The organism is Methylobacillus pratensis (assembly GCF_054072455.1).
Window position 1 is genome coordinate 237,207 of record NZ_JBSUSR010000003.1, and the last position, 25,892, is coordinate 263,098.

26 protein-coding genes and 5 tRNA genes are annotated in these 25,892 nt (G+C 55.1%); 30 read left to right on the forward strand and 1 reads right to left on the reverse strand.

From position 1 onward, the window contains the following. Positions 1-6: 6 nt before the first annotated feature. Positions 7-354, forward strand: coding sequence for a Sec-independent protein translocase protein TatB (tatB, locus tag ACW4YW_RS08555; RefSeq protein WP_457137196.1), 348 nt, complete (start codon positions 7-9; stop codon positions 352-354). Then, positions 351-1,085 carry a twin-arginine translocase subunit TatC gene (tatC, locus tag ACW4YW_RS08560; RefSeq protein ID WP_457137197.1) on the forward strand — a complete coding sequence of 245 codons (735 nt, stop codon included), beginning with the start codon at positions 351-353 and terminating at the stop codon, positions 1,083-1,085. Before tatB ends, tatC begins: the two co-directional genes overlap by 4 nt. Positions 1,086-1,113: 28 nt before the next feature. On the opposite strand, the gene ACW4YW_RS08565 is transcribed toward tatC, so the two are convergent. Further along, positions 1,114-2,280 carry a Do family serine endopeptidase gene (locus ACW4YW_RS08565; protein WP_457137198.1) on the reverse strand — a complete coding sequence of 389 codons (1,167 nt, stop codon included), beginning with the start codon at positions 2,278-2,280 and terminating at the stop codon, positions 1,114-1,116. Between the two features lie 43 nt (positions 2,281-2,323). Here ACW4YW_RS08565 and ACW4YW_RS08570 point away from each other — a divergent pair, with 43 nt between their 5' ends. The 28 genes from ACW4YW_RS08570 to rplV all read left to right on the forward strand — a co-directional run bounded on the left by ACW4YW_RS08570 (position 2,324) and on the right by rplV (position 25,882). After that, positions 2,324-3,070, forward strand: coding sequence for a Nif3-like dinuclear metal center hexameric protein (locus ACW4YW_RS08570; RefSeq protein ID WP_457137199.1), 747 nt, complete (start codon positions 2,324-2,326; stop codon positions 3,068-3,070). A 173-nt stretch (positions 3,071-3,243) separates the two neighbouring features. Further along, complete coding sequence (locus ACW4YW_RS08575) at positions 3,244-3,843, forward strand: glutathione S-transferase N-terminal domain-containing protein (protein ID WP_457137200.1); 600 nt, start codon at positions 3,244-3,246, stop codon at positions 3,841-3,843. 8 nt (positions 3,844-3,851) lie between these two features. Continuing rightward, entirely contained in the window at positions 3,852-4,274 is a 423-nt protein-coding gene (locus tag ACW4YW_RS08580; RefSeq protein WP_457137201.1) for a ClpXP protease specificity-enhancing factor, read from the forward strand. A 19-nt stretch (positions 4,275-4,293) separates the two neighbouring features. Next, positions 4,294-4,369, forward strand: a tRNA-Thr gene (locus ACW4YW_RS08585). A 62-nt stretch (positions 4,370-4,431) separates the two neighbouring features. Then, a tRNA-Tyr gene (locus ACW4YW_RS08590) sits at positions 4,432-4,516 on the forward strand. A 42-nt stretch (positions 4,517-4,558) separates the two neighbouring features. Next, positions 4,559-4,634 (forward strand) — tRNA-Gly (locus ACW4YW_RS08595). 26 nt (positions 4,635-4,660) lie between these two features. Continuing rightward, a tRNA-Thr gene (locus ACW4YW_RS08600) sits at positions 4,661-4,735 on the forward strand. A gap of 61 nt (positions 4,736-4,796) precedes the next feature. After that, entirely contained in the window at positions 4,797-5,987 is a 1,191-nt protein-coding gene (gene tuf, locus ACW4YW_RS08605) for an elongation factor Tu (RefSeq protein ID WP_457137202.1), read from the forward strand. Between the two features lie 59 nt (positions 5,988-6,046). Continuing rightward, a tRNA-Trp gene (locus ACW4YW_RS08610) sits at positions 6,047-6,122 on the forward strand. A 17-nt stretch (positions 6,123-6,139) separates the two neighbouring features. Next, positions 6,140-6,487: a preprotein translocase subunit SecE gene (gene secE, locus ACW4YW_RS08615; protein ID WP_457137203.1), complete on the forward strand. Its 348-nt coding sequence runs from the start codon at positions 6,140-6,142 to the stop codon at positions 6,485-6,487. Further along, positions 6,487-7,026 carry a transcription termination/antitermination protein NusG gene (gene nusG / locus ACW4YW_RS08620; RefSeq protein ID WP_457137204.1) on the forward strand — a complete coding sequence of 180 codons (540 nt, stop codon included), beginning with the start codon at positions 6,487-6,489 and terminating at the stop codon, positions 7,024-7,026. Before secE ends, nusG begins: the two co-directional genes overlap by 1 nt. A gap of 149 nt (positions 7,027-7,175) precedes the next feature. Further along, the gene (gene rplK / locus ACW4YW_RS08625; RefSeq protein WP_067267457.1) at positions 7,176-7,607 is read left to right on the forward strand and encodes a 50S ribosomal protein L11; all 432 of its coding nucleotides are present in this window, start codon (positions 7,176-7,178) and stop codon (positions 7,605-7,607) included. Next, on the forward strand, positions 7,608-8,300 hold the full coding sequence (gene rplA, locus ACW4YW_RS08630) for a 50S ribosomal protein L1 (RefSeq protein ID WP_457137205.1): 693 nt from the start codon (positions 7,608-7,610) through the stop codon (positions 8,298-8,300). It abuts the gene before it with no gap. Between the two features lie 236 nt (positions 8,301-8,536). Continuing rightward, a complete protein-coding gene (gene rplJ, locus ACW4YW_RS08635) occupies positions 8,537-9,061 on the forward strand; it encodes a 50S ribosomal protein L10 (protein WP_025873090.1) in 525 nt (174 codons plus the stop codon). A 31-nt stretch (positions 9,062-9,092) separates the two neighbouring features. Then, the gene (gene rplL, locus ACW4YW_RS08640) at positions 9,093-9,476 is read left to right on the forward strand and encodes a 50S ribosomal protein L7/L12 (RefSeq protein WP_309564186.1); all 384 of its coding nucleotides are present in this window, start codon (positions 9,093-9,095) and stop codon (positions 9,474-9,476) included. Between the two features lie 122 nt (positions 9,477-9,598). Continuing rightward, the gene (rpoB, locus tag ACW4YW_RS08645; RefSeq protein ID WP_457137206.1) at positions 9,599-13,771 is read left to right on the forward strand and encodes a DNA-directed RNA polymerase subunit beta; all 4,173 of its coding nucleotides are present in this window, start codon (positions 9,599-9,601) and stop codon (positions 13,769-13,771) included. Positions 13,772-13,783: 12 nt separating this feature from the next. Continuing rightward, a complete protein-coding gene (gene rpoC, locus ACW4YW_RS08650; protein WP_457137207.1) occupies positions 13,784-18,013 on the forward strand; it encodes a DNA-directed RNA polymerase subunit beta' in 4,230 nt (1,409 codons plus the stop codon). Between the two features lie 95 nt (positions 18,014-18,108). Beyond that, entirely contained in the window at positions 18,109-18,486 is a 378-nt protein-coding gene (gene rpsL, locus ACW4YW_RS08655; protein WP_011478642.1) for a 30S ribosomal protein S12, read from the forward strand. A 36-nt stretch (positions 18,487-18,522) separates the two neighbouring features. Next, positions 18,523-18,993: a 30S ribosomal protein S7 gene (gene rpsG / locus ACW4YW_RS08660; protein ID WP_309564189.1), complete on the forward strand. Its 471-nt coding sequence runs from the start codon at positions 18,523-18,525 to the stop codon at positions 18,991-18,993. 31 nt (positions 18,994-19,024) lie between these two features. Next, a complete protein-coding gene (gene fusA / locus ACW4YW_RS08665; RefSeq protein WP_457137208.1) occupies positions 19,025-21,118 on the forward strand; it encodes an elongation factor G in 2,094 nt (697 codons plus the stop codon). A 48-nt stretch (positions 21,119-21,166) separates the two neighbouring features. Beyond that, positions 21,167-22,357 carry an elongation factor Tu gene (tuf, locus tag ACW4YW_RS08670; protein ID WP_457137202.1) on the forward strand — a complete coding sequence of 397 codons (1,191 nt, stop codon included), beginning with the start codon at positions 21,167-21,169 and terminating at the stop codon, positions 22,355-22,357. A gap of 79 nt (positions 22,358-22,436) precedes the next feature. Then, entirely contained in the window at positions 22,437-22,745 is a 309-nt protein-coding gene (gene rpsJ, locus ACW4YW_RS08675; RefSeq protein ID WP_011478646.1) for a 30S ribosomal protein S10, read from the forward strand. Positions 22,746-22,843: 98 nt separating this feature from the next. Beyond that, on the forward strand, positions 22,844-23,488 hold the full coding sequence (gene rplC / locus ACW4YW_RS08680) for a 50S ribosomal protein L3 (RefSeq protein WP_457137209.1): 645 nt from the start codon (positions 22,844-22,846) through the stop codon (positions 23,486-23,488). Then, a complete protein-coding gene (gene rplD, locus ACW4YW_RS08685; protein WP_309564192.1) occupies positions 23,488-24,114 on the forward strand; it encodes a 50S ribosomal protein L4 in 627 nt (208 codons plus the stop codon). The genes rplC and rplD overlap by 1 nt, the downstream gene beginning before the upstream one ends. Beyond that, positions 24,111-24,419, forward strand: a complete 309-nt coding sequence (gene rplW / locus ACW4YW_RS08690; RefSeq protein ID WP_309564193.1) for a 50S ribosomal protein L23 — start codon at positions 24,111-24,113, stop codon at positions 24,417-24,419. The genes rplD and rplW overlap by 4 nt, the downstream gene beginning before the upstream one ends. 8 nt (positions 24,420-24,427) lie before the next feature. Continuing rightward, positions 24,428-25,261: a 50S ribosomal protein L2 gene (gene rplB, locus ACW4YW_RS08695; protein WP_309564194.1), complete on the forward strand. Its 834-nt coding sequence runs from the start codon at positions 24,428-24,430 to the stop codon at positions 25,259-25,261. 5 nt (positions 25,262-25,266) lie between these two features. Then, positions 25,267-25,542, forward strand: a complete 276-nt coding sequence (rpsS, locus tag ACW4YW_RS08700; RefSeq protein ID WP_309564195.1) for a 30S ribosomal protein S19 — start codon at positions 25,267-25,269, stop codon at positions 25,540-25,542. Between the two features lie 10 nt (positions 25,543-25,552). After that, positions 25,553-25,882 carry a 50S ribosomal protein L22 gene (rplV, locus tag ACW4YW_RS08705; protein ID WP_309564196.1) on the forward strand — a complete coding sequence of 110 codons (330 nt, stop codon included), beginning with the start codon at positions 25,553-25,555 and terminating at the stop codon, positions 25,880-25,882. The last annotated feature ends 10 nt before the right edge of the window (positions 25,883-25,892 follow it).

Below are 25,892 nucleotides of genomic sequence, written 5' to 3' on the forward strand. Positions count from 1 at the left end.
CTGCCTGTGTTTGATATTGCCTTTTCAGAACTGGTTGTCATCGGGATCGTGGCGCTTGTGGTCATCGGCCCGGAAAAGCTGCCCAAGGTCGCCCGCACGGTAGGCCTGTTGCTGGGCAGGGTGCAACGCTATGTCAATAACGTCAAGTCGGACATCAGCCGTGAGCTGCGTTTCGAGGAGCTGCAGCGATTGCAGGCCGATGTACGGGACGCAGAATCCGCCTTTAAGCAGGCGGGCGCTGACATCGAGCATGACATACAGAAAATTGCCTCTCCCGGCCAGGAAATTCCAGAACCTCACATCACTGGCCAGAATACGGATGATGGCCAACAAAACCGCGGTAAGCCAGATTGAATACTCCCTCAGATACCTTCGTCTCGCACCTGATCGAGCTGCGTGACCGTTTGTTGCGCATCATTATCGGCATCGTGCTGATTACGCTGGTCCTGTTCCCGTTCGCCAACGACATTTACCATTTTCTGGCCAAGCCTTTGCTGCAGAGCCTGCCTGTGGGCGGCCAGATGATTGCAACCGATGTCACGACGCCATTCTTCGTACCCATGAAAGTGGTGTTGCTGGCGGCGTTCATGCTGTCCCTGCCTCACACCCTGTACCAGATATGGGCATTTGTCGCCCCCGGGCTTTATACGCACGAACGGCGCCTGATCGGACCGCTGGTGTTTGCGAGCACCATGCTGTTCCTGATAGGGATGGCATTCGCCTATTTTCTGGTGTTTCCCGTCGTGTTCGGCTTCATTACCCACACCGCGCCGGAAGGCGTGGCGGTCATGACGGACATCGGCAAGTATCTGGATTTTGCCATTACCCTCTTTATCGCATTCGGGCTGGCTTTTGAAGTGCCGGTCGCGGTTGTGCTGCTGGTGAGTGCCGGTATCGTGAGTGTCGCATCGCTGCGCGAGGCGCGGTCCTACGTGATTGTCGGGGCATTCGTCATTGGCGCGATCTTCACGCCGCCTGACGTGATTTCCCAGGTGATGCTGGCCGTGCCATTATGGGTGCTGTATGAGGCTGGCATCCTGGTGGCGAGCATGATCCAGAGAAAAGGCCAGCAACAGCTACATTGATGCGGCCTGCCGGGAAACTGGCTATCCCTTATTCGCGGTTGCTGGCAAGCTGCGGGGTAGGCCGCTTGCCGATGACGATGGGCAATACCAGTTCGTTCTGGTTGCGCGCAACCTTGATCAGCACTTTCTTCTCGGGCTTCAGGTTGGATATCACGTTCAGCATGGTCGAGCTGTCGATGACCTCCCTGCCGTCGATTTCCAGCAGGATATCGCCAGGGCGTAGCCCGGCCTTGTCTGCCGGACTTCCGCGCACGACGCCTGCGACCAGCGATCCGCGCACTTGCTTCAGACGGAACGATTCCGCCAGCTCGGGCGTAATATCCTGCGCTTCTATGCCGATCCAGCCGCGGGTCACGCTGCCTTGGCGGATAATCTGCTCCATGACTTGCTTGACCAGGCTGACGGGGATGGCGAAGCCTATCCCCATGGAGCCACCGCTGCGGGAATAGATCGCACTATTGATGCCGACCAGGTTGCCTTCGGTATCGATCAGGGCGCCTCCGGAATTGCCGGGGTTGATCGGCGCGTCGGTCTGGATGAAGTTTTCAAACGTATTGATACCAAGATGGCTGCGGCCAAGCGCGCTGATAATGCCTTGCGTGACGGTTTGTCCAACGCCGAACGGATTGCCGATGGCAAGTACGACGTCGCCCACGCTGATATTGCCGGGTTGCGCAAACGTGATGGCCGGCAGATTGCGGACATTGATTTTGAGCACGGCAAGATCGGTTTCGGGATCGGTGCCCACGATACGGGCAGGGAATGTTCTGCCGTCGGGCAACGCGACCTCGATCTCGTCAGCGGCTTCAATGACGTGGTGATTGGTCAGGATCAGGCCCTGGCTGTTGACGATGACGCCCGATCCCAGGCTGTTCTCGCGTTGGCTTTGCTGCTCGTCCAACTGGTCGCCGAAAAAGTGGCGGAACAAGGGGTCATCCATAAAAGGATTGCCCATGGGCTGATTGGATTTTTTCGAGGTGAAGATGTTGACGACGCTGGGCATTGCCGCCTGGGCTGCCTGGCGGTAGGACCCTGGCTGGGCCTGGCCGGCGTCGCTGTAAGTGGGCGCTTCCTTAACGGCGGCAATGGGCTTGTCGTTCAAGGGAAGCAATTGCGGGTAAAACAGCTGCACCACAAAAAGAGCAGCAAGACTGATGGTGACTGTCTGTGCAAAAATAAGCCAGAGTTTGCGCATGTTGGTTTCGACGTGGTGCGAGTCTAAATGTTGGAGAGTGTAAATGAAGCTGAAAGAACTGGTTGATTATACCGGACAATTCCTTGAGGTTGAGCGCTTCAAAGATTATTGTCCGAACGGCCTGCAAGTGCAGGGGCGAGGTGAAATCAACAAGCTGGTAACGGGCGTGACGGCCAGCTTGGCCTTGCTCGACGCGGCACAGCAAGCGGGCGCCGATGCCATATTGGTACACCATGGGTATTTCTGGCGCAATGAGTCTCCCGTCGTCACAGGCATCAAGCACGCACGCCTGAAATTCCTATTGCAGCATGACATCAGCCTGCTTGCATACCACTTGCCGCTCGATGCCCACAAGGAGCTTGGCAATAACGCGCGGCTAGGCCAAATCATGGGCATAACGCTGGAAGGGTGGGCCGGCGACCAAGGATTGATCGCGTATGGCGCCCTGCCGGCTGAAACTAAATTAGGAGTATTCTCTGGTGCGCTGGCAAGCCAATTGCGCCGTACGCCGCAGGTGTTCGGCGACTTGGAAAGGAAGGTGCGCCGCATCGCTTGGTGCAGTGGCGGTGCGCAAGGCTATTTCGAGATTGCAATCAGTCTGGGCGTAGACCTCTACATCAGCGGAGAGGTGTCCGAGCAGGTATTCCACCTGGCGCATGAGACGGGGGTGGCCTACATTGCCGCGGGACATCATGCGACGGAGCGTTGCGGGATAGAGGCGCTGGGAACGCATCTTGCAGAAAAGTTTGGGTTGGGGCATGAATTCATTGATATTGAAAACCCAATATAACACTATGATTATTAAGTTAAAAATAAACATTCCCTTTCATTTTTCCTGCATTTTCTGTACAATCCTGCCCTTGCTTTGACTGGATGCATCCACGATCCGGCTGAAAGCTTTCTTTATTCTCTGGCGGGGTTCTATCCATCCCGCCGGGCATTCTTCAAGTGAGATAATGAATTATGATGACCTTGTATTCCGGTACTACCTGTCCTTATAGCCATCGTTGCCGTATTGTGCTGTTCGAAAAGGGCATGGATTTCCAGGTGATAGATGTGGATATGGCAAACAAGCCGGAAGACCTGGCTGTGATCAATCCGCATAACACGGTGCCTGTGCTGGTTGAACGTGACTTGGTGCTCGAGCAGGCCAATATCATCAACGAATATATCGATGAGCGCTTCCCGCATCCGCAATTGATGCCGGCCGACCCTGTGATGCGCGCCCGCGCTCGCTTGTTCCTGCATAACTTTGAAGAGCAGCTGTTCAGCCATATCCCCGATATCGAGTCTGGAAATGCCAAGGTTGCGGACAAGGCGCGCGCGACGATTCGCGACAATCTGACCCAGATCGTTCCCTTGTTCAGCCGCCAGGAATACATCCTGGGCGACGAATTCTCCATGCTGGATGTCGCCATTGCGCCATTGCTCTGGCGCTTGGGTCATTATGGCATCGAGCTGCCGAAGCAAGCCGCCCCTTTACTTAGGTATGCGGAACGTATATTCTCTCGCCCGGCTTACATCGAAGCGATGACGCCTTCCGAAAAAGCGATGCGGAAATAGGTGGCCCAATGAGCGCAATTACCTCGACCAAGCCATATATGGTGCGCGCCATTCACGAGTGGTGCACGGATAACGGCTTGACCCCGCATTTGCTGGTTGTCGTCAATGCGCAAACGATAGTGCCCATGGCCTATGTGAAGGATGGGCAGATAGTGCTGAATATTAATTATAGCGCTACAAAAAGTTTGCATATTGGAACAGATGCTGTTACATTCTCAGCCCGTTTCAACGGTGCATCGAATGAGCTGTATGTGCCGATGAGTGCGGTGCGAGGAATTTTTGCTCGCGAGAATGGACAAGGCATGTTTTTCGAAGAGGATTCTCCAGATATGGATCCCGATGAAAAAGGTGCTCAAGGCGGTGAGGCGGGTATTGGGAGTTCGCCTGATGCGCCGGTGGTAAAAAAGCCATCATTAAGGGTGGTGAAGTAATAATAAAAGTTTCAGTTGTGCCGGATTAGCTCAGTTGGTAGAGCAGCGCACTTGTAATGCGAAGGTCGTCAGTTCGATTCCGACATCCGGCACCATTTCTTTTTGAAAATGCGTTTGACACTAAGTCAAAATATACGCATAATCCCGGGTTCTGTTTGGAGGGGTGGCCGAGTGGTTAAAGGCGACGGACTGTAAATCCGTTCTCTCAGAGTACGAAGGTTCGAATCCTTCCCCCTCCACCAGCATAGAATTTGGGGCCAGGGCATAGATTTCTGGTTAGATGTGCGGGTGTAGCTCAGTTGGTAGAGCACTTGCCTTCCAAGCAAGATGTCGCGAGTTCGAACCTCGTCGCCCGCTCCATTTAAAATTCAGAATTTAAGAAAAATGCCCATGTGGCTCAGTGGTAGAGCACTCCCTTGGTAAGGGAGAGGTCGCGGGTCCGATTCCCGCCATGGGCACCATTTGGTGCTTGGATATTAAACGCACTCATTAACTTGATAAAGTCGGTTAAAGGAAACGGAAATGGCAAAAGGTAAATTTGAGCGGACGAAGCCGCACGTAAACGTAGGTACGATTGGACACGTTGACCACGGCAAGACGACATTGACAGCTGCGATCACCACCGTATTGACCAAGAAATTTGGTGGCGAAGCCAAGGACTACTCCCAGATCGACAACGCGCCTGAAGAAAAGGCCCGCGGCATCACCATCAACACCTCGCACGTAGAATACGAAACCGAAACTCGTCACTACGCCCACGTTGACTGCCCAGGCCACGCCGACTACGTCAAGAACATGATTACCGGCGCAGCCCAAATGGACGGCGCCATCCTCGTCGTCTCCGCTGCTGACGGCCCCATGCCACAAACCCGCGAACACATCCTGCTCGCGCGTCAAGTTGGCGTACCTTACATCATCGTCTTCCTGAACAAGGCCGACATGGTCGACGACGCAGAACTGCTCGAACTCGTTGAAATGGAAGTGCGTGAACTCCTCTCCAAGTACGACTTTCCTGGCGACGACACCCCCATCGTCAAGGGTTCCGCCAAGCTCGCGCTGGAAGGCGACCAATCCGACATCGGCGAACCTGCCATCTTCCGTCTGGCCGAAGCCCTGGACAACTACATCCCGACACCGGAACGTGCAGTTGACGGCACCTTCCTCATGCCAGTGGAAGACGTATTCTCCATCTCCGGTCGTGGTACCGTCGTGACCGGCCGTGTAGAACGTGGCATCGTCAAGGTTGGCGACGAAATCGAAATCGTCGGTCTCAAGCCCACCATCAAGACCACCTGTACCGGTGTGGAAATGTTCCGCAAACTGCTCGACCAAGGTCAAGCAGGCGACAACGTCGGCGTACTGCTGCGTGGTACCAAGCGTGAAGAAGTCGAACGTGGTCAAGTCCTGTCCAAGACAGGCTCCATCAAGCCACACACCAAATTCACTGCCGAAATCTACGTACTGGGCAAAGACGAAGGTGGTCGCCACACCCCATTCTTCAATGGCTACCGTCCACAATTCTACTTCCGCACCACCGACGTGACCGGTGCGGTAGAACTGCCGGCTGGTACCGAAATGGTCATGCCAGGCGACAACGTCTCCATCACCGTCTCCCTGATCGCGCCGATCGCGATGGAAGAAGGTCTGCGCTTCGCGATTCGTGAAGGCGGCCGTACCGTCGGTGCCGGCGTCGTGGCTAAGATCGTAGAGTAATATCCCGTTAGGCCGCGTACCTTAACAGGTGCGCGGCCATTGTGTTGGTGAAGCTTTACAGGCCAGTAGCTCAATTGGCAGAGTATCGGTCTCCAAAACCGAGGGTTGGGGGTTCGAGGCCCTCCTGGCCTGCCATTAATTAAGTGCAAAATATGACCGAAAAGATTAAGCTGGTGATATCCCTGCTGCTGGTTGCTGCTGGGGTTGCCGGCTTTTATTTGCTGGCTGATCAGGCGCTGGTAGTGCGTATTCTGGCCTTTTTGGCAGGGATCATTGTTGCACTGCTCGTGCTGAAAACGACGCCTACCGGGCAGAATGCGTTTGCATTTGCGCGCGAAGCGGTAGTTGAAACCCGCAAGGTTGTCTGGCCTACCCGCAAGGAAACGATGCAAACCACCGCTGCAGTGTTCGGGCTGGTGATTGTAATGGCCATTTTCCTCTGGATAGTTGATATTGGCTTCATGTGGGCTGTGAAGCAGTTGATGGGGAGGGGCGCGTAATGAGTAATATGCGGTGGTATGCCGTACAAGCCTTCTCCGGTTTCGAGAAGTCGGTCAAGAAAGGTTTGGAAGAGCGTATTGCACGTTCTGATATCGGTGATTTGTTTGGCGATATCTTGGTGCCGGTTGAAGAAGTCGTTGAGATGAAGAGCGGCGTCAAGAGCATCACCGAGCGCAAGTTGTACCCTGGCTATGTCCTGGTCCAGATGCAGATGAGCGACGAGAGCTGGCACTTGGTGAAGAGCACGCCTCGCGTGACCGCATTTATCGGTGGTACGGCGCAGAAGCCGACTCCGATCAAGGACAAGGAAGTTGAAATCATCCTGCAGCGCATGGATGAGAGCAAGAGCAATCCGACGCAGAAGCTCACATTCGATAAGGGCGAGTCCGTGCGGGTGATTGACGGTCCGTTCAAGGACTTCTCCGGCAGTGTTGAAGATATCAACTATGAAAAGAGCAAGTTGCGCGTGTCGGTCGTGATTTTCGGCCGTGCTACACCTGTGGAGCTGGATTTCAGCCAGGTGGAAAAAGAGGTCTGACAGTATTGAGCTGTGTCTTGCCGTTTGGCAAGGCGCGGCTTTTTGCACTCTGGCGTTTTGGAGTGCTCAGCGTGATGCTGCTGCATCACATATCTAATGACTGGGGAGCTTGTTTGCGCAAGCGCTATTACCCAAATTAGGAGTTTAAGATGGCAAAGAAAGTTATCGGCTATATCAAGCTGCAGATCCCTGCAGGTAAAGCCAACCCAAGTCCCCCTGTTGGCCCTGCATTGGGTCAGCGCGGCCTGAATATCATGGAGTTCTGCAAGGCGTTCAATGCAGCAACTCAAAGCCTGGAACCAGGTCTGCCGATTCCTGTCGTGATCACTGCGTTTGCGGACAAGAGCTTCACTTTCGTGATGAAGACGCCTCCTGCAACCATCTTGATCAAGAAGGCAGCCAAGATCGACAAGGGCTCCCCGCGTCCTCACACAGACAAGGTCGGCAAGATCACCCGCGCACAAGCGGAAGAGATCGCCAAGACCAAGGCCCCTGATTTGACAGCGGCCGATCTGGATGCAGCAGTGCGTACCATCGCAGGTAGCGCACGCAGCATGGGTATCGAAGTGGAGGGTGTGTAAATGGCTAACGTTTCTAAGCGTATCGAGGCCTTGCGCGCCAAGATTGATCGTAACAAGGTATATCCCGTTGCCGAAGCGTTGACTCTGGTCAAGGAAACTGCAACTGCCAAGTTTGATGAGTCCGTAGATGCTGTGATCAATCTCGGTATCGATGCACGTAAGTCTGACCAGTTGGTGCGTGGCGCATTGGTGTTGCCGCATGGTACAGGCAAGACCAAGCGTATCGCCGTGTTTGCACAAGGCGCTGCTGCTGAGGCAGCCAAGGCTGCTGGTGCCGACATCGTCGGTTTCGAAGACCTGGCTGAACAAGTCAAGGGCGGCATGTTGGACTTCGACGTTGCGATTGCAACGCCGGATGCAATGCGTATCGTCGGTACCCTGGGTCAGGTGCTCGGTCCTCGCGGCCTGATGCCTAACCCCAAGGTCGGCACCGTGACGCCTGATGTGACTACCGCAGTGAAGAATGCCAAGGCTGGCCAAGTGCAATACCGTACCGACAAGGGCGGCATCGTACATTGCACCATCGGCCGTGCTTCTTTTGGCGTTGATGCGCTGAAGGAAAACCTGGCTGCGCTCGTGGATGCATTGAACAAAGCCAAGCCGGCTTCGTCTAAGGGTGTTTACCTGAAGAAGGTCTCCGTTTCCAGCACCATGGGTGCCGGTGTACGCGTAGACCAGTCCAACCTGGCGTAATGAATTAGGCGCCGGCTTGAAGCAGCCGGCGCCGCAAAGAACTTTGGGCCCGTGGCGCAAGCCATGGGGTTATCAAAGACCGTAGGAGCCCAGTCGGGCTTAATGGCGGCAAAATTCTAGCCAAGTCCTACGCAGATGGCGTTACCCGGAACAGGATTTTTATTCCTGATGAAAGGTCGCCGTGGGAAGGTGTTTGCAGGAGACTGCAAATGCTTAATTAACGGAAGGAGAAGACCTTGAGTCTTAATCTTGAGCAGAAAAAGGCAGTAGTTGCTGAGGTTAGCGAGCAAGTCGCTCAGGCCCAGGCAATTGTTCTTGCTGAGTATCGTGGCATCGAAGTGGGCGACATGACCAAGTTGCGCGCCGAAGCCAGAAAATCCGGTGTTTACCTGCGTGTTCTGAAGAACACCCTGGTACGTCGCGCTGTCGACGGCACACAGTTTTCTGGGCTGGCGAACGACATGGTGGGCCCGCTGGTATTCGGTATTTCTACCGATCCAGTTGCCGCGGCAAAGGTTCTGAACAATTTTGCCAAAGCCAACGACAAGTTCGTCATCAAGGCTGGCGCTTTGCCAGGCAAGGTCCTGGATGCCAAGGGTGTACAAGCCCTGGCCACCCTGCCAAGCCGCGAAGAGTTGCTGGCCAAGTTGCTCGGCACGATGCAAGCGCCTGTTGCACAGTTCGTACGCACTCTCAACGAAGTGCCTACGAAGTTTGCACGCGGTCTTGCTGCAGTGCGCGACCAAAAGCAAGCAGCCTAATCAATATCTTATTTATCAGGAGTATTAACAAATGGCATTATCCAAAGCAGAAATTCTTGACGCTATTGCGTCTCTGACCGTTCTCGAACTGTCCGAACTGATCAAGGACCTGGAAGAGAAGTTCGGCGTATCCGCAGCTGCCGCTGCTGTTGCAGTAGCTGCTCCTGCAGCTGGTGGCGACGCTGGCGCTGCTGCCGCAGAAAAGACTGAGTTCGACGTTATCCTAGCTTCTGCTGGCGACAACAAGGTGAACGTGATTAAGGCTGTTCGCGAACTGACTTCCCTCGGTCTGAAGGAAGCCAAGGACCTGGTTGACGCTGCTCCTAAGGCAATCAAGGAAGGCGTTTCCAAGGCTGACGCTGAAGCTGCTGCCAAGAAGCTGGAAGAAGCTGGCGCTAAGGCTGAAATCAAGTAATACCGCTGTAAACCATGGTGTATGGGCTGACAGGAAACTGTCAGCCTTCACCATTTTAAGAAGTTAGAAGACAGCAGTCCGTCCCGGCTGCTGTCTTCTGCCCTCTATCCTCAGGAGATGCTATGAGCTATTCCTTTACCGAAAAGAAACGTCTGCGTAAAAGTTTCGCCAAGCGTGAAAGCGTGCAGGAGGTACCTTACCTGCTCGCCATGCAATTGGAGTCCTACGCTGCATTTTTGCAAGCTGAAGTCCATGCTGACAAGCGTACAGACACCGGCCTTCAAGCAGCATTCAGTTCGGTGTTCCCTATTGTCAGCCATTCCGGCAACGCGCGACTGGACTTTGTCAGCTACAACCTCGGCCAGGAGCCGTTCGATGTCAAGGAATGTCAGCAGCGCGGCTTGACTTATGCCGCCCCCTTGCGCGTCAAGGTCCGCTTGACCATTATGGATAAAGAGGCTTCCAAACCTACCGTCAAGGAGGTGAAGGAGCAGGAAGTCTACATGGGTGAACTGCCACTCATGACTGAAAACGGATCTTTTGTGATCAACGGCACCGAGCGTGTCATCGTGTCGCAATTGCATCGCAGCCCCGGCGTGTTCTTCGAGCATGACCGCGGCAAGACCCACAGCTCGGGCAAGCTGTTGTTCTCCGCACGTATCATCCCTTACCGTGGTTCATGGCTCGATTTCGAGTTCGACCCCAAGGACTACCTGTATTTCCGTGTCGACCGCCGTCGCAAGATGCCGGTGACCATCCTCCTGAAAGCGCTTGGCTTCGCGCCAGAGCAAATTCTGGAAACATTCTACGATTTCGATACCTTCCATATCGCCAAGAAGGGTGTGCAGTTCGAATTGGTACCTGAGCGTCTGCGCGGCGAAGTGGCCAAGTTCGACATCCTGGACAAGGATGGCAAGGTCATCGTTGCCAAGGACAAGCGCATCACCGTCAAGCACATCCGCGACATGGAAAAGGCTGGCATCAGCAAGATTACCGTGCCGGAAGAATTCCTGCTGGGCCGTTCCTTGGCTGCCGGCATCGTGGATAAGTCCACTGGCGAAGTGGTTGCCAATGCCAATGACGAAGTGACGGAATCCTTGCTGGACAAGCTGCGCGAAGCGGAAGTTAGCAAGATCAGCACTTTGTACGCAAATGATCTCGATCATGGCGACTATATCTCGCAAACATTGCGTATTGATGAAATCCCGGATGAGTACAGCGCACGCGTTGCCATCTACCGCATGATGCGTCCTGGCGAGCCGCCTACCGAGGAAGCCGTTCAGGCTTTGTTTGAAGGCTTGTTCTTCAACGAAGACCGTTATGACCTGTCTTCCGTCGGCCGCATGAAGTTCAACCGCCGCGCCTTCCCTGAGAAGATTGAAGAGCGTACCGCAGCATGGCTGCGCCGCTTCTACGAGAAGGTTGGCCCGCAAGGCGCCGAAGGCGCAGGTACATTGTCCAACGACGATATCCTGGCCGTGATTGCCGTGTTGATCGAGCTGCGCAATGGCCGTGGTGAAATCGACGATATCGATCACTTGGGCAACCGTCGCATCCGTTCCGTGGGCGAACTGGCCGAGAACCAGTTCCGCGCAGGCCTGGTGCGTGTCGAACGCGCAGTGAAGGAGCGTTTGTCGCAAGCTGAGTCCGACAACCTGATGCCGCATGACCTGATCAATGCCAAGCCGGTGTCGAGCGCAATCCGCGAATTCTTCGGCTCCTCGCAGCTGTCGCAGTTCATGGACCAGACCAACCCATTGTCCGAGATCACGCACAAGCGCCGTGTCTCCGCCTTGGGCCCAGGCGGCTTGACTCGCGAACGCGCGGGCTTCGAAGTGCGTGACGTGCATTCCACGCACTATGGCCGCGTCTGTCCGATTGAAACGCCTGAAGGTCCGAACATTGGTCTGATCAACTCCTTGGCGCTGTATTCCCGCACCAATCAGTACGGTTTCCTGGAAACTCCATACCGCCGCGTAGCGGACAACAAGGTGTCAGAGCAGATCGACTACCTGTCCGCGATCGAGGAGAGCCAGTACATGATCGCCCAGGCCAACTCCGAACTGGACAAGGCCGGCAAGTTCAAGGAAGACCTGGTCTCAGCGCGTTACCACAACGAATTCACCATGGCGCAGCCGGACCGAGTGCAATACATGGACGTGGCCCCGGGACAGATCGTATCCGTTGCCGCATCCTTGATCCCGTTCCTCGAGCATGACGATGCGAACCGCGCCTTGATGGGCGCGAACATGCAGCGTCAGGCCGTGCCGTGTCTGCGTGCCGAGAAGGCCGTCGTTGGTACTGGCATCGAACGTACTGTTGCTGTTGACTCCGGCACTGTTGTTACAGCGCGTCGTGGCGGTGTGGTCGACTATGTCGATTCCAGCCGTATCGTGGTGCGCGTGCATGACGAAGAGGCTGCGGCCGGCGAAGTCGGTGTGGATATCTACAACCTGATCAAGTACACCCGCTCCAACCAGAACACCAACATCAACCAGCGTCCGCTGGTCAATGTCGGCGACGTGCTGGCACGCGGTGACGTGATTGCCGACGGTGCTTCCACCGATATGGGCGAATTGGCGCTGGGCCAGAACATGCTGGTCGCCTTCATGCCTTGGAACGGTTACAACTTCGAAGACTCGATCTTGATTTCCGAGCGTGTAGTGGCCGATGACCGCTATACCTCGATCCATATCGAAGAGTTGTCCGTTGTCGCCCGTGATACCAAGCTCGGTGCGGAAGAAATCACTCGCGATATCTCCAACCTGTCCGAGCGCATGCTGGGCCGTCTGGATGAGTCCGGTATCATTTATATCGGCGCTGAAGTCGAAGCCGGCGACGTGCTGGTCGGCAAGGTAACGCCCAAGGGCGAAACCCAGCTGACGCCAGAAGAAAAATTGCTGCGCGCAATCTTCGGCGAGAAGGCATCCGACGTGAAGGATACTTCGCTGCGCGTTCCTTCCGGCATGTCCGGCACCGTGATCGACGTGCAAGTGTTCACGCGCGAAGGCATCGAGCGTGACGCCCGTGCACAACAGATCATCGACGACCAGTTGGCTGACTACAAGCAAGACCTCGCTGACCAGATGCGTATCGTGGAAGACGATGCATTCGGCCGTATCCGCCGCCTGATCGAAGGCAAGGCCGCGACCGGTGGTCCGCAAAAACTCAAGAAGGGCGAAACTCTTACAGCTGAATATCTGGATGGTTTGGCTCGCTACGACTGGTTCGACATCCGCCTGAGCGATGAAGATGTCGCACGTCAGCTCGAACAGCTGCGTGACAGCCTGTCCCAGGCGCGTATCGAGTTCGACAGCAAGTTCGAAGAGAAGAAGCGCAAGCTGACCCAGGGCGATGAACTGCCTCCTGGCGTACAGAAGATGGTCAAGGTATACCTGGCCGTCAAGCGCCGTATCCAGCCTGGCGACAAGATGGCGGGCCGCCACGGTAACAAGGGTGTGGTTTCCAAGATCGTGCCGATCGAGGACATGCCGCACATGGCCGACGGTACGCCGATGGACATCGTGCTGAACCCGTTGGGCGTTCCATCGCGGATGAATATCGGTCAGATTCTTGAAGTGCACTTGGGCTGGGCTGCCAAGGGACTTGGTATCCGTATCGGCAACATGTTGCAGGCGCAAGCCAAGACTGCCGAGCTACGCAGCTTCTTTGAGCAGATCTACAACAAGAGCAACGGCAAGCCTGAGGATATTGCTGCCCTGAGCGATGTGGAAATCATCGATCTCGCGCGCAACCTCAAGAGTGGCGTGCCGTTTGCAACCCCTGTGTTCGATGGTGCGACCGAGGCTGACATCAAGGCCATGCTGGACTTGGCATTCCCGGATGAAGATCCGCGTACGCAGCAATTGCAGTTCGCCTCCGGCAAGACCCAGGTAACCTTGTTCGACGGCCGTACTGGCGATGCTTTCGAGCGCCCAGTGACTGTCGGTTACATGCATGTGCTCAAGCTGCACCACTTGGTCGATGACAAGATGCACGCCCGTTCCACTGGTCCTTACTCGCTGGTTACCCAGCAGCCATTGGGCGGTAAGGCGCAGTTCGGTGGCCAACGCTTCGGTGAAATGGAAGTGTGGGCGCTGGAAGCCTACGGTGCATCCTATACCTTGCAGGAAATGTTGACTGTGAAGTCTGACGATGTATCCGGCCGTACCAAGGTATACGAAAACATTGTCAAGGGTGAGCACAAGATTGACGCTGGCATGCCAGAGTCCTTCAATGTGTTGGTGAAGGAAATCCGCTCGCTCGCAATCGATATTGATCTTGACCGCAACTAAGGAGAAACGCGCGTGAAAGCTCTATTAGATTTATTCAAGCAGGTCACTCAGGAAGAAGAGTTTGACGCGATCAAGATCGCGCTGGCTTCCCCTGAAAAGATTCGCTCCTGGTCCTACGGCGAGGTCAAGAAGCCCGAGACCATCAACTACCGCACCTTCAAGCCGGAGCGGGATGGCCTGTTCTGCGCCAAGATCTTCGGCCCGATCAAGGACTATGAGTGCTTGTGCGGCAAGTACAAGCGCCTCAAGCACCGCGGCGTGATCTGCGAGAAGTGCGGCGTTGAAGTGACATTGTCCAAGGTGCGCCGCGAACGCATGGCGCACATTGAGCTGGCAAGCCCGGTCGCCCACATCTGGTTCCTGAAGTCCCTGCCCAGCCGTCTGGGCATGGTGCTGGACATCGCGTTGCGCGATATCGAGCGCGTGCTCTACTTTGAAGCATACATCGTCATCGATCCAGGCATGACGCCGCTCACTCGCGGCCAGTTGTTGACTGAAGACGACTACCTGGCCAAGGTGGAAGAACACGGCGACGAATTCAATGCCGTGATGGGTGCGGAAGCCGTGCGCGAACTCTTGCGCACCATGGACATCCACACCGAAATCGAGAAGCTGCGCCGCGAACTCGGCGAAACCGGTTCCGAAGCCAAGATCAAGAAGATCGCCAAGCGCCTGAAGGTGCTGGAGGCATTCCAGAAGTCCGGTATCAAGCCGGAATGGATGATCCTGGAAGTACTGCCTGTGCTGCCCCCTGAGCTGCGCCCATTGGTGCCGTTGGATGGCGGCCGTTTCGCGACTTCCGATCTGAACGACCTCTATCGCCGTGTGATCAATCGTAACAACCGTCTGAAGCGACTGCTGGAATTGAAGGCGCCAGAAATCATCGTGCGCAACGAAAAGCGCATGCTGCAGGAAGCGGTTGACTCATTGCTGGACAATGGTCGCCGCGGCAAGGTCATGACCGGCGCCAACAAGCGTCCGTTGAAGTCCTTGGCGGACATGATCAAGGGCAAGGGCGGCCGTTTCCGTCAGAACCTGTTGGGTAAGCGTGTCGACTACTCCGGCCGTTCCGTGATCGTGGTCGGTCCTCAGCTCAAGCTGCACCAGTGCGGCCTGCCGAAGAAGATGGCGCTGGAACTGTTCAAGCCGTTCATTTTCCACAAGCTGGAAGTATTGGGCCTGGCGACGACCATCAAGGCTGCCAAGAAGAAGGTGGAAGAGGAAGGACCAGAAGTCTGGGATATCCTCGAAGACGTGATCCGCGAGCATCCGGTATTGCTGAACCGTGCGCCTACATTGCACCGTCTGGGTATCCAGGCGTTCGAGCCGACCTTGGTCGAAGGCAAGGCGATCCAGTTGCACCCATTGGTGTGTGCCGCGTTCAACGCCGACTTCGACGGCGACCAGATGGCCGTGCACGTGCCATTGAGCCTGGAAGCGCAGATGGAAGCCCGCACGCTGATGCTGGCATCCAACAACGTATTGTCTCCCGCCAACGGCGAGCCGATCATTGTGCCTTCCCAGGATATCGTGCTGGGCCTGTACTACATGACGCGCGAGAAGAAGGCGGCGCGTGGCGAAGGCATGCGTTTTGCCAACGTGGCTGAAGTGCAGCGTGCCTATGACAGTGGCCTGGTGGACCTGCATGCCCGCATTACCGTGCGTTTGCGCGAGTTTGACGTCGAGCTTGATGGCCAGAAGCGTGAAAAGATAACGCGTTACGAAACCACGGTCGGTCGTGCGTTGCTGTCAGAAATCCTGCCGGCTGGCTTGCCGTTCAGCGTTATCGACAAGGCATTGAAGAAGAAGGAAATCTCCCGTCTGATCAATGCCAGCTTCCGCCGCGTCGGCATTCGTGAAACCGTGATTTTTGCCGACAAGCTGATGTACACCGGCTACACCTACGCAACCAAGGCCGGCATCTCCATCAGCATCAACGATATGCTGGTGCCGCCTGAGAAGGAGCAACTGATTGCTTCTGCCGAAGCCGAAGTCAAGGAAATCGAAGACCAATACGTTTCCGGTCTGGTGACCCAGGGCGAGCGCTACAACAAGGTGGTGGATATCTGGGGCCGTGCCGGCGACAAGGTTGCCGATGCGATGATGAAGCAGCTGCGTGAAGAAACCGTGTTGGATACCGATGGCGCCGTTGCCAAGGATGCTGAAGGCAAGGCGATCAAGCAGGAATCCTTCAACGCGATTTACATGATGGCCGACTCCGGCGCCCGCGGTTCTGCCGCTCAGGTGCGTCAGTTGGCCGGTATGCGCGGCCTGATGGCGAAGCCGGACGGTTCTATTATTGAAACGCCGATTACCGCGAACTTCCGCGATGGTCTGAACGTGTTGCAATACTTCATCTCAACACACGGTGCACGTAAGGGTCTGGCCGATACGGCGTTGAAGACTGCGAACTCGGGCTACCTGACCCGCCGTCTGGTCGACGTCACTCAAGATTTGGTAGTGACCGAGCATGACTGCGGCACGACAGAAGGCCTGTACACCAAGGCATTGGTCAAGGGCGGCGAAGTGGTCGAACCCTTGCATGACCGTATCCTTGGCCGTGTTGCCGCGCTGGATGTGCTGAACCCTGAAACCCAGGAAGTGGTTTACCCTGCTGGCACACTGCTGACGGAAGATGAAGTTGAGCAGATTGATGCGCTGGGCATTGATGAGGTCAAGGTGCGTACCGCGCTGACTTGTGATACTCGCTACGGTATTTGCGCCAAATGCTATGGCCGCGACTTGGGTCGTGGCAAGCTCATCAACATGGGTGAGGCTGTCGGCGTGATCGCGGCGCAATCCATCGGTGAGCCTGGCACCCAGCTGACCATGCGTACCTTCCACATCGGTGGTGCGGTATCGCGTGCAGCTTCCGTTAGCCAGGTCGAGAGCAAGTCCAACGGTATCGTGCATTTCACGTCCACCATGCGTTATGTGACTAATGCCCGTAACGAGCAGGTGGTGATTTCGCGTAACGGCGAAGCGATCATCCAGGATGAAAACGGCCGCGAGCGCGAGCGTCACAAGGTGCCTTACGGTGCGACCTTGCAGATCACCGATGGCAAGCAGGTCAAGGCCGGCCAGGCATTGGCGACCTGGGATCCGCATACCCGCCCGATCATTACCGAATACGCAGGCCGCGTGAAGTTCGAGAACGTCGAAGAAGGCGTGACCGTTGCGAAGCAAGTCGATGAAGTGACCGGCTTGTCTTCCTTGGTGGTGATTGATCCGAAGCAGCGTGCCGGCCAGTCCAAGGGCCTGCGCCCGCAAGTGAAGCTGCTCGATGCCAATGGCGCCGAAGTCAAGGTGGCAGGCGGTGAAGCGCCTGTGAGCGTGACCTTCCAGCTCGGTTGCATCATTACCGTAAAGGACGGCCAGGAAGTCGGTGTCGGCGAAGTGCTGGCGCGTATCCCCCAGGAATCTTCCAAGACCCGTGACATTACCGGTGGTCTGCCGCGCGTGGCTGAGCTGTTCGAGGCACGTTCGCCAAAGGATGCCGGTTTGTTGGCCGAGGTGACTGGTACGATTTCCTTTGGTAAGGATACCAAGGGCAAGCAGCGTCTGGTCATTACCGACCTCGACGGTGTTTCCAATGAGTTCCTGATTCCTAAGGACAAGCACGTAACGGCGCATGACGGCCAAGTGGTGACCAAGGGTGAAAGCATCGTCGACGGTCCGGCAGATCCGCAGGATATCCTGCGTCTGCAAGGTCGTGAGGCGCTGGCACGTTACATCATTGACGAAGTGCAGGACGTGTACCGTCTGCAAGGCGTGAAGATCAACGACAAGCACATTGAAGTGATCGTGCGCCAGATGCTGCGTCGCGTACGCATCACCGATGCAGGCGATACCAGCTTCATCTTGGGCGAGCAGGTCGAGCGTGCCGATGTGCTGACAGAGAACGAGCGTGTATTGGCGGAAGACGGACGTCCAGCAAGCTTCGAGTATGTATTGCTGGGCATTACCAAGGCGTCGCTGTCTACGGATTCCTTCATCTCCGCGGCGTCGTTCCAGGAAACCACTCGTGTCTTGACCGAAGCTGCGATTCTGGGCAAGCGCGACGAATTGCGTGGCCTGAAGGAGAACGTGATTGTGGGTCGATTGATTCCTGCCGGAACCGGTCTTGCCTATCATGAAACACGCAAACGTAATGTTGCAGGTGTAGATTCAGCACCTGCCATCATTGAAGATGCTGGAGATGTGCAGGTGGAAGAAACCTCTGGAAATCCTGAGGTTGCTTGACAACACATTGAACGCTAAATAAAATGCTAAGTTTTCCGGGATGGCGTTTCGCCATCCCGTAATTTTTAGCGGTTAAAATATAAAGGCTAAAGGTTATGCCAACCATCAATCAATTAGTGCGCAAGCCGCGCCAAAAAGTAGTTGCCAAGAGCAAGGTGCCAGCGCTTGAGAGCTGCCCACAAAAGCGTGGTGTATGTACTCGTGTTTACACCACAACCCCTAAGAAACCTAACTCCGCTTTGCGTAAGGTTGCCAAGGTGCGCCTGACCAATGGCTATGAAGTGATTAGCTATATCGGCGGTGAAGGCCACAACCTGCAAGAGCACTCTGTTGTTCTGTTGCGCGGCGGTCGTGTAAAGGACTTGCCAGGTGTGCGTTACCACATGGTGCGCGGTAGCCTGGATACTGCTGGTGTTAAAGACCGTAAGCAGGCCCGCTCCAAGTACGGTGCTAAGCGCCCTAAGGCTGCTTAATCACAGCGGCCCAAAGTTTAAGGAATCGAGAAAGCCATGCCAAGACGTAGAGAAGTTCCCAAGCGTAACATCCTGCCTGATCCTAAGTTCGGTAGTCAGGAAGTTTCAAAGTTCGTTAATGTGCTGATGACCGGCGGCAAGAAGTCGGTTGCAGAGCGTATCCTGTACGGCGCATTTGACCAAATCACACAAAAGAGCGGCAAGGAAGCGCTGGAAGTATTTACCCTGGCAATCGGTAATCTGCGTCCTGTCGTGGAAGTGAAGAGCCGTCGCGTTGGTGGTGCAAACTACCAGGTGCCTGTTGAAGTGCGTCCCGCACGCCGCAATGCGCTGGCCATGCGCTGGTTGCGTGATGCTGCCCGCAAGCGTGGCGAGAAGTCCATGGGCCTGCGTTTGGCTGCTGAGTTGATCGAGGCTTCTGAAGGCCGCGGTGCTGCTATCAAGAAGCGTGAAGAAGTTCATCGTATGGCAGAAGCCAATAAGGCATTCTCGCATTTCCGTTTCTAAACTCAGACAAATTTTAAGTTAGGTAATTACTGTGGCTCGCAAAACCCCTATTGAACGCTATCGCAATATCGGTATCAGTGCGCATATTGATGCTGGTAAAACTACGACTTCTGAGCGTATCCTGTTTTATACCGGGGTTACTCATAAGCTGGGTGAAGTGCATGATGGCGCTGCGACGACTGACTGGATGGAGCAGGAGCAGGAGCGTGGCATCACGATCACCTCTTCCGCTGTGACCTGTTTCTGGAGGGGCATGGATTTGTCCCGTCCTGAGCATCGCATCAACATTATCGATACCCCTGGGCACGTAGACTTTACGATTGAAGTTGAGCGTTCCATGCGTGTGCTGGATGGCGCCTGCATGGTGTACTGTGCGGTGGGTGGTGTGCAGCCTCAGTCCGAGACTGTATGGCGTCAGGCCAACAAGCACAAGGTGCCTCGTCTGGCCTTTGTGAACAAGATGGACCGTACCGGTGCCAACTTCTTCAAGGTTGTCGATCAGATGAAGCTTCGCCTCAAGGCCAATCCTGTGCCTGTGGTGATCCCTATCGGCGCTGAGGATACTTTCGCCGGCGTGGTTGACCTCATCAAGATGAAGGCGATCTTCTGGGATGATGCTTCCCAGGGCATGAAGTTCGAGTACAAGGATATTCCTGCCGATCTCGTCGATACTGCCAATGAGTGGCGCGAGAAGATGATCGAATCCGCTGCAGAAGCTTCTGAAGAGCTGATGAACAGGTATCTGGAAAGCGGTGAATTGTCTGAAGCGGACATCATTGCCGGCTTGCGTCAACGCACTATCGCTACCGAAATTCAGCCTATGCTGTGCGGTTCGGCGTTCAAGAACAAGGGCGTGCAGCGCATGCTGGATGCCGTTCTGGACTTCCTGCCTGCGCCCGTGGATATTCCTGATGTGGCTGGCGAGAGCGAAACTGGCGAGCCATTGACCCGTAAGGCGGATGACAAGGAGCACTTCTCCGCATTGGCGTTCAAGCTCATGAGCGATCCATTCGTCGGTCAATTGACATTCGTGCGTGTGTATTCCGGCGTTCTGACCAAGGGTGAAACGGTTTACAACTCCACCAGTGGCCGTAAGGAACGTATTGGCCGTATCGTGCAGATGAGCGCGAATGACCGGAATGAGATTGAAGAAATCCGCGCTGGTGATATTGCAGCCTGTATCGGCTTGAAGGATGTCACTACTGGTGAGACTCTGTGCTCGCTGGATCATCCTATCATTCTTGAGCGCATGGTATTCCCTGAGCCGGTTATTCACGTGGCTGTTGAGCCAAAGACCAAGAGCGACCAGGAAAAAATGGGCTTGGCCCTTGGCCGTCTCGCGCAGGAAGATCCTTCTTTCCGCGTGCGTACTGATGAAGAGACCAACCAGACCATTATTTCCGGTATGGGCGAGTTGCACTTGGAAATTCTGGTTGACCGCATGAAGCGTGAGTTCAACGTGGAAGCCAATGTTGGCGCTCCACAAGTGGCTTATCGTGAAGCGATCAAGAAGTCTGTCGAAGTCGAAGGCAAGTTCGTCAAGCAGTCCGGTGGTAAGGGTCAGTACGGTCACGTATGGATCAAGATGGAGCCGAACGAAGCTGGCAAGGGCTATGAGTTCGTCGACCAGATCAAGGGTGGTACCGTGCCGCGCGAATTCATTCCTGCGGTGGACAAGGGTCTGCGTGAAACCATTCCTAGCGGCGTGCTGGCCGGCTTCCCGGTTGTGGATGTCAAGGTCACGCTGTTCGACGGTTCGTACCACGATGTTGACTCCAATGAAAACGCCTTTAAGATGGCGGCTTCCATGGCGTTCAAGGATGGTATGCGCAAGGCGGATCCAATCCTGCTGGAGCCTATCATGGCGGTTGAGGTGGAAACGCCTGAGGATTACATGGGCGACGTCATGGGTGACTTGTCTTCCCGTCGCGGTGTGATCCAGGGTATGGATGATCTGGCTGGCGGTGGCAAGGCTATCCGTGCAGAAGTGCCTTTGTCTGAAATGTTTGGTTATGCCACAACAGTGCGTTCCTTGACGCAAGGTCGTGCGACCTACAGCATGGAGTTCAAGCACTACTCTGAAGCTCCGAGAAACGTGGCAGAAGCCATTATTAACAAGAAGTAATTGAATAATATCTAAGCAAAATAGAATAGATAATTAAAGGAAACGGAAATGGCAAAAGGTAAATTTGAGCGGACGAAGCCGCACGTAAACGTAGGTACGATTGGACACGTTGACCACGGCAAGACGACATTGACAGCTGCGATCACCACCGTATTGACCAAGAAATTTGGTGGCGAAGCCAAGGACTACTCCCAGATCGACAACGCGCCTGAAGAAAAGGCCCGCGGCATCACCATCAACACCTCGCACGTAGAATACGAAACCGAAACTCGTCACTACGCCCACGTTGACTGCCCAGGCCACGCCGACTACGTCAAGAACATGATTACCGGCGCAGCCCAAATGGACGGCGCCATCCTCGTCGTCTCCGCTGCTGACGGCCCCATGCCACAAACCCGCGAACACATCCTGCTCGCGCGTCAAGTTGGCGTACCTTACATCATCGTCTTCCTGAACAAGGCCGACATGGTCGACGACGCAGAACTGCTCGAACTCGTTGAAATGGAAGTGCGTGAACTCCTCTCCAAGTACGACTTTCCTGGCGACGACACCCCCATCGTCAAGGGTTCCGCCAAGCTCGCGCTGGAAGGCGACCAATCCGACATCGGCGAACCTGCCATCTTCCGTCTGGCCGAAGCCCTGGACAACTACATCCCGACACCGGAACGTGCAGTTGACGGCACCTTCCTCATGCCAGTGGAAGACGTATTCTCCATCTCCGGTCGTGGTACCGTCGTGACCGGCCGTGTAGAACGTGGCATCGTCAAGGTTGGCGACGAAATCGAAATCGTCGGTCTCAAGCCCACCATCAAGACCACCTGTACCGGTGTGGAAATGTTCCGCAAACTGCTCGACCAAGGTCAAGCAGGCGACAACGTCGGCGTACTGCTGCGTGGTACCAAGCGTGAAGAAGTCGAACGTGGTCAAGTCCTGTCCAAGACAGGCTCCATCAAGCCACACACCAAATTCACTGCCGAAATCTACGTACTGGGCAAAGACGAAGGTGGTCGCCACACCCCATTCTTCAATGGCTACCGTCCACAATTCTACTTCCGCACCACCGACGTGACCGGTGCGGTAGAACTGCCGGCTGGTACCGAAATGGTCATGCCAGGCGACAACGTCTCCATCACCGTCTCCCTGATCGCGCCGATCGCGATGGAAGAAGGTCTGCGCTTCGCGATTCGTGAAGGCGGCCGTACCGTCGGTGCCGGCGTCGTGGCTAAGATCGTAGAGTAAGTCATTCTGGTTGGGCCGCAAGCATTTGATGCCTGCGGCCTTTTCGCTCTTTAGAAATATCGCTCTTTAAGGAAATAACATGGCAGCTCAAAAAATTCGCATCCGCCTCAAGGCGTTTGATTATCGTCTGATTGATCAGTCCGCACTTGAGATCGTTGAAACGGCCAAACGTACTGGTGCAGTGGTCAAGGGTCCCGTACCTTTGCCAACTCGTATTGAGCGTTTTGATATTCTGCGTTCTCCCCACGTCAACAAGACATCTCGCGATCAGTTCGAAATCCGCACTCATCAGCGCTTAATGGACATTGTTGATCCTACTGACAAGACGGTTGATGCATTGATGAAGCTGGACCTGCCAGCTGGCGTTGATGTAGAAATCAAGCTGTAACTTGTGTTTTTGAAGTGGGTCGGATATAATCCGACCCTTTCGCGTACCCGGGTCGGTCAATTGTAATCGGCCTTTTTAATTATTATAAGGAATCGATCATGAGCTTAGGGCTTATTGGTCGCAAGGTGGGCATGACCCGCATTTTTACCGATGAAGGCGAAAGCGTTCCGGTAACAGTGCTGGAAGTCGTACCTAACCGTGTGACACAGATCAAGACTGCTGCAAGCGACGGCTATACCAGCCTTCAAGTTGCTTATGGTGAGCGTCGTGCCAGCCGCATTGGTAAGGCATTGACCGGTCATTATGCCAAAGCCGGCGTTTCTGCTGGTGCTGGTATCAAGGAATTCCCTGTTTCTGATGACGTATTGGCTAACTACAATGTAGGCGGCCAGATCACTGTCGAGCTGTTCCGGGCTGGCCAGTTGGTTGATGTCACCGGCACTTCCCTGGGTAAGGGTTTTGCAGGTGCTATCAAGCGTCACAATTTTGCTTCCAATCGTGCTTCCCACGGTAACTCCAGGTCCCACAATGTGCCCGGCTCCATCGGTATGGCGCAGGATCCTGGCCGCGTTTTCCCTGGTAAGCGCATGCCTGGTCACTTGGGCGCTGTGAAGACCACCGTGCAGAATCTTGAGATCGTGCGCGTGGATGCTGAGCGTAACCTGTTGTTGATCAAGGGTGCGATTCCTGGCTCTAAAGGCGGCGATGTTGTCGTGCGCCCTAGTGTGAAGGTGAAGGCATAATGGAAATCAAGTTAATCGATAAGAATGGCAAGCCGGCTAAGGCTGGTTTGGCTGTTTCTGAAACGACTTTCGGTCGTGAATTCAATGAAGCGTTGGTGCATCAGGTTGTGGTTGCCTATCAGGCAAACGCACGCACTGCAACTCGCGCTCAGTTGACTCGTGCGGAAGTCAGTCACACTACCAAGAAGCCATGGAATCAGAAGGGTACCGGTCGTGCTCGTTCCGGTATGAGCTCCAGCACCATCTGGCGCGGAGGTGGTCGTGCATTCCCTAACACTCCTGACGAAAACTTCAGCCACAAGATCAACCGCAAGGCCTATCGTGCCGGTGTGCGTTCCATCTTGTCCGAGCTGGTGCGTCAAGATCGCCTGAGTGCGGTTGAGGAGTTTGCGGTCGATACGCCAAAGACCAAGCAATTGGTTGAGAAGATCAAGGGTCTTGGCTACAACGAAGGCTTGCTGGTGTTGGTGGACAAGTTTGATGAGAACTTGTATTTGTCCGCTCGCAACCTGCCGCACGTCCTGGTGCTCGAGGCGCAATATGTTGATCCTGTGAGCTTGGTGCGCTTCCCACAAGTCCTGGCTACTACAGGTGCTGTTAAGAAGCTTGAGGAGATCCTGGCATGAGCGCATTGAGTACTCAAGAACGTTTGCTGCAAGTCATTCTTGCGCCGCAAATCACAGAAAAGGCTACCCGTGTTGCCGACAAGCATCAGCAAATCGCTTTCCGCGTGCGCACTGATGCAACCAAGCCTGAAATCAAGGCTGCGGTTGAATTGGTGTTCAAGGTGGAAGTCGATGCCGTGACGGTTGTCAACGTGGGTGGCAAGGTAAAGCGCGCTGGTCGTACATTCGGCCGCCGCAAGGACTGGAAGAAGGCTTATGTGAGCCTGAAGCCAGGTCAAGAAATTAACTTCGCAGCGGGCGAATAGGAGAAATCATGGCACTGATTAAAGTCAAGCCTACTTCCCCAGGCCGGCGCGCCGTAGTCAAGGTGGTCACACCTGATCTGCACAAGGGTAAGCCTTATGCGCCGCTGCTGGAGAAGCAGAGCAAGAAAGCTGGTCGTAACAATAACGGTCATATCACGACTCGCCATCAAGGTGGCGGTCATAAGCAGCATTACCGTGTTGTTGACTTCCGTCGTAACAAGGATGGCATCCCTGCCAAGGTCGAGCGTCTGGAGTACGATCCAAACCGCAGCGCGCACTTGGCGTTGCTGGTGTATGCAGACGGCGAGCGTCGCTACATCATTGCGCCGCGCGGCGTTTCCGCTGGTGCGCAATTGGTGAGCGGTTCCGATGCGCCTATCCGTGCAGGTAACACATTGCCTTTGCGCAACATTCCTGTCGGTAGCACGATCCATTGCATCGAGTTGCAGCCTGGCAAGGGTGCGCAAATTGCGCGTTCCGCTGGTACTTCCGTGCAGTTGCTGGCACGTGAAGGCAGTTATGCTCAGCTGCGTCTGCGTTCCGGCGAAGTTCGCCGCGTGCACGTCGACTGCAAGGCAACCATTGGTGAAGTGGGTAATGAAGAGCATTCCCTGCGTTCCATCGGTAAGGCTGGTGCTGTGCGCTGGCGTGGTGTTCGTCCTACCGTCCGCGGTGTGGTCATGAACCCTGTCGATCACCCGCACGGTGGTGGTGAAGGTAAGACTGCTGCCGGTATGAACCCTGTCAGCCCATGGGGTCTGCCAACCAAGGGTTATCGTACACGTAGCAACAAGCGTACGGATAACATGCGCGTCAGCCGTCGTCCTGCGAATAAGAGGTAATCAATATGGCACGTTCAATTAAGAAAGGGCCATTCGTTGATGGCCATCTGGCGAAGAAGGTAGAAACTGCTGTCGCTGTCCGCGATAGAAAGCCAATCAAGACTTGGTCCCGTCGTTCTACCATCCTGCCTGATTTCATCGGTTTGACCATTGCGGTTCACAACGGCAGGCAGCATGTGCCGGTGTTGATTTCTGAAAACATGGTAGGTCACAAGCTCGGCGAATTTGCGCTGACCCGTACGTTCAAGGGTCATGCTGCCGACAAGAAGGCCAAGAGGTAGGAGAAAGACGATGGAAGTATCTGCAGTATTAAGAGGTGTTCATCTGTCCCCACAGAAGGCTCGCTTGGTGGCTGACCTGGTTCGCGGCAAGAAGGTGGACCATGCGCTCAACATCTTGGCTTTCACACCGAAGAAGGGTGCTGAAGTGATCAAGAAGGTTGTCGAGTCCGCGATTGCCAACGCCGAACACAATGAAGGCGCTGATATCGACGAGTTGAAGGTAACTTCGATTTACGTCGACAAGGGTTTGGTGTTGAAGCGTATCCGCGCTCGCGCCAAGGGCCGCGCCGGACGGATCATCAAGCCGACTTGTCACATCACTGTGACTGTTGGTAACTAAAGGAATCGTT

Bases quoted from the DNA above. Each gene is read 5' to 3' on its own strand.
- ACW4YW_RS08565 (WP_457137198.1), bottom strand. From the start codon at position 2,280: ATGCGCAAACTCTGGCTTATTTTTGCACAGACAGTCACCATCAGTCTT.
- ACW4YW_RS08570 (WP_457137199.1), top strand. From the start codon at position 2,324: ATGAAGCTGAAAGAACTGGTTGATTATACCGGACAATTCCTTGAGGTT.
- ACW4YW_RS08575 (WP_457137200.1), top strand. From the start codon at position 3,244: ATGATGACCTTGTATTCCGGTACTACCTGTCCTTATAGCCATCGTTGC.
- ACW4YW_RS08580 (WP_457137201.1), top strand. From the start codon at position 3,852: ATGAGCGCAATTACCTCGACCAAGCCATATATGGTGCGCGCCATTCAC.
- tuf (WP_457137202.1), top strand. From the start codon at position 4,797: ATGGCAAAAGGTAAATTTGAGCGGACGAAGCCGCACGTAAACGTAGGT.
- secE (WP_457137203.1), top strand. From the start codon at position 6,140: ATGACCGAAAAGATTAAGCTGGTGATATCCCTGCTGCTGGTTGCTGCT.
- nusG (WP_457137204.1), top strand. From the start codon at position 6,487: ATGAGTAATATGCGGTGGTATGCCGTACAAGCCTTCTCCGGTTTCGAG.
- rplK (WP_067267457.1), top strand. From the start codon at position 7,176: ATGGCAAAGAAAGTTATCGGCTATATCAAGCTGCAGATCCCTGCAGGT.
- rplA (WP_457137205.1), top strand. From the start codon at position 7,608: ATGGCTAACGTTTCTAAGCGTATCGAGGCCTTGCGCGCCAAGATTGAT.
- rplL (WP_309564186.1), top strand. From the start codon at position 9,093: ATGGCATTATCCAAAGCAGAAATTCTTGACGCTATTGCGTCTCTGACC.
- rpoB (WP_457137206.1), top strand. From the start codon at position 9,599: ATGAGCTATTCCTTTACCGAAAAGAAACGTCTGCGTAAAAGTTTCGCC.
- rpsL (WP_011478642.1), top strand. From the start codon at position 18,109: ATGCCAACCATCAATCAATTAGTGCGCAAGCCGCGCCAAAAAGTAGTT.
- rpsG (WP_309564189.1), top strand. From the start codon at position 18,523: ATGCCAAGACGTAGAGAAGTTCCCAAGCGTAACATCCTGCCTGATCCT.
- tuf (WP_457137202.1), top strand. From the start codon at position 21,167: ATGGCAAAAGGTAAATTTGAGCGGACGAAGCCGCACGTAAACGTAGGT.
- rpsJ (WP_011478646.1), top strand. From the start codon at position 22,437: ATGGCAGCTCAAAAAATTCGCATCCGCCTCAAGGCGTTTGATTATCGT.
- rplC (WP_457137209.1), top strand. From the start codon at position 22,844: ATGAGCTTAGGGCTTATTGGTCGCAAGGTGGGCATGACCCGCATTTTT.
- rplD (WP_309564192.1), top strand. From the start codon at position 23,488: ATGGAAATCAAGTTAATCGATAAGAATGGCAAGCCGGCTAAGGCTGGT.
- rplW (WP_309564193.1), top strand. From the start codon at position 24,111: ATGAGCGCATTGAGTACTCAAGAACGTTTGCTGCAAGTCATTCTTGCG.
- rplB (WP_309564194.1), top strand. From the start codon at position 24,428: ATGGCACTGATTAAAGTCAAGCCTACTTCCCCAGGCCGGCGCGCCGTA.
- rpsS (WP_309564195.1), top strand. From the start codon at position 25,267: ATGGCACGTTCAATTAAGAAAGGGCCATTCGTTGATGGCCATCTGGCG.
- rplV (WP_309564196.1), top strand. From the start codon at position 25,553: ATGGAAGTATCTGCAGTATTAAGAGGTGTTCATCTGTCCCCACAGAAG.